We start from the raw sequence: 2437 nt of genomic DNA, 5'->3' as shown, positions 1-2437 counted from the left end.
GTACATAATCATACTTAACACTCTAGTAATAAAGTATAATAGCTATTTACTCGTAAAGAACCGATCGAAAATTTGATAAATAGCTGAAAGACCAAAGAGCCAATAAATAGTATCCACAAACGCCGGCATAGAACCAAACCATTTCTCAACTACATTATAATCTAACGCTACAAACAACCAATTCAAACCGCCAAGAATCACCAAAATTACTGTAAGGTATGACAAAAATTTCATTATGATTGCCCCCTAGGTGATAAGATGGTGAAAGGCCTTTCACTAAAATATATGTAATGGATTCTAAAACTTACCTATTTTATAAAATTTATTTTCGATACCATCCATTAATAACTGCCTCTGCTTCTTTACTATGTATTTGATATGAATGATTACTATCATTAGAGCCAATAAACCAAATTGAAAAACCTTTAAAATACAGCTTCGGTTCTAATACATCTCGGTAAGCACGCCACCCGTTAAGTTGTACATCTTTTGAAAACACATTCGTAACATCTGGGTTCCACGGGCTTTGTAGTCCAAGTTCACGTGCTGGAACGTTAAATCCACCAAAATATACTGGCTTTCCTGTTGCTTTATGTAATTTCTCAAGTTGCTGAACGACATTTTGGCCACGATTGTATACTGTCGTCGCAAATAAACTTTGTTTTACTTCTTCGTATGATGGATTTCTTTTCCCTGAAACTTCAAACCAACTATCAATACTTACGATATCCACCTTTTTTAAATACGGGCGATTTATTTTCTCTTTAAATTTCGCCTCAAAAGAAGGATCCCAACTTGCAGTTAACCACCAGTTCATTTGATACAAAACATTTCCTTTATACTGCTGGCGAACAAAATTAATCGTATCATTCCAATATCCTTCTGCATATTCCATATTAACGAAATTAGAAGCGATTTTCAGCCCATAAACATTGTACTTACTTGTAATGGAATTAAAAATATCTTGTAAAACAACCGTTTTCCAATTCCAGAAGAAATCGTTAATATTACTCGGGTTCCATTCCGTCTCTCCAATATTTCCTTGCTGAATAAATGGGAACGGTTCCACTATAACTTGTATATTACGTTTTAATAATTCTTGAATTAAAATAATAGCTTGTTTCTTTTGCGCCTGATTAATTACCATATTAGCCGAATTCACATTCGGAATATCAACTTGAATCGGTACATTCACCGTATTTAAATTCAAGCGCTCTACATCAGCTAACACTTTCGCTACATTTCCTACTTCCCATACCGTTACGTTTCCTGATTTTATTTTTCCAGATTGAACAGTATTTACATCTGCCTGTACATTTCCTTGGAAACAAAAAGAAAACAACATGATACACACTCCTAAAATACTTACTAAACTCTTACTTTTCTTCACAAGTTTCCCCCTATAATTTTTGACTTTCTTGATTATTTTATACAATGTTTCACATATATTCCAGAAAAATATGAAGTGAGATTTTTATTAATAGAACTTTCGTTCGCCTTTATTCATATAAATCTCCTAAAAATAGTAGGGAAAATAAAAAAAGGAGCGGATTTCCGCTCCTTTTTCCTATCTTTTCACGATTCAAATTATTGAATTCCTTCTGGTAACTTAATTGAATCAAACTTTTCATATGAATCAATCTTTATACTCACAACTGCATCCAATTTTTCCTTATCTGTACTAGCTTTTTTATCTGAGTTACTTTCACTCACTTTTATAGTTGTTCGCATCTCTTCAAATTTATAATCTCTTGTTATTATATATTCAATGTTAAACGCATCCATATTAAATCCTTCCGTTAATTTCTTCATATCTCCATTAATTTTTTGTAACGTATCTACCGCTTCTTTTCCCTTTAATTCAAGTGTAAGTTTATATGTGTCCCCATCCTTCTTCGCTTTCATTTTCTTAGCCAAAGCTTCCGGTAAATCTAACTCATTAAGTAAATTTTTACTGACCATTACATCATTTACATTAAATTGATCATTAGGTATCGTAACTAACTCTCCTGTATCAGGGTTTTTCACTTGAGCAGCGACCTTTCCATCTACTTCATACGTTACAATATCTGTACCACTTATTTTCATTTCAGCTCTAGAATTCTTCAGTTTCGGCTCCATCTGTATTTTCATTTTAATCTCTTCTGATTGGCTACTCCCCTTCATTGACATAAGAGATGTCAATGTAAGATATTCCTCTTGTTTTAATCCGTCAGCTGCTTTTTTAAAAATATCTTTCGCTACTAACTCTTTTTCTTTTTTTACAGATACTGTTTTAGGTCCACTTATTTTTTCACTGCTACAACCAGTTGTTAAACCTACTATTAGCGCCAAACTAGATATTACAACCATTTTCTTCATAATGATCCTCCCCATTTCCCGCTTAAAAATATTTTCATCTCATGTATAGTAAATCAACTGAAATAAATATATATAC

At 32.6% G+C, this 2437-nt stretch carries 3 protein-coding genes; all 3 read right to left on the bottom strand.

Going from position 1 to position 2437, the window contains the following annotated elements:
• Window positions 1–42 precede the first annotated feature (42 nt).
• The gene (locus AB3X48_RS21145; RefSeq protein WP_016095805.1) at window positions 43–234 is read right to left on the bottom strand and encodes a DUF378 domain-containing protein; all 192 of its coding nucleotides are present in this window, start codon (window positions 232–234) and stop codon (window positions 43–45) included.
• Window positions 235–322: 88 nt separating this feature from the next.
• A complete protein-coding gene (locus tag AB3X48_RS21140) occupies window positions 323–1390 on the bottom strand; it encodes a glycoside hydrolase family 113 (protein ID WP_133059507.1) in 1068 nt (355 codons plus the stop codon).
• 197 nt (window positions 1391–1587) lie between these two features.
• Window positions 1588–2361 carry a DUF6612 family protein gene (locus AB3X48_RS21135; protein WP_002199938.1) on the bottom strand — a complete coding sequence of 258 codons (774 nt, stop codon included), beginning with the start codon at window positions 2359–2361 and terminating at the stop codon, window positions 1588–1590.
• Window positions 2362–2437 lie beyond the last annotated feature (76 nt).

This window comes from Bacillus sp. S4 (assembly GCF_040838205.1).
GTDB lineage: Bacteria > Bacillota > Bacilli > Bacillales > Bacillaceae_G > Bacillus_A > Bacillus_A cereus_U.
The sequence above is the reverse complement of the archived record's forward strand: the minus strand, read 5'-3'. Positions and strand labels throughout refer to the sequence as shown.

Bases quoted from the DNA above. Each gene is read 5' to 3' on its own strand.
- AB3X48_RS21145 (WP_016095805.1), bottom strand. From the start codon at position 234: ATGAAATTTTTGTCATACCTTACAGTAATTTTGGTGATTCTTGGCGGT.
- AB3X48_RS21135 (WP_002199938.1), bottom strand. From the start codon at position 2,361: ATGAAGAAAATGGTTGTAATATCTAGTTTGGCGCTAATAGTAGGTTTA.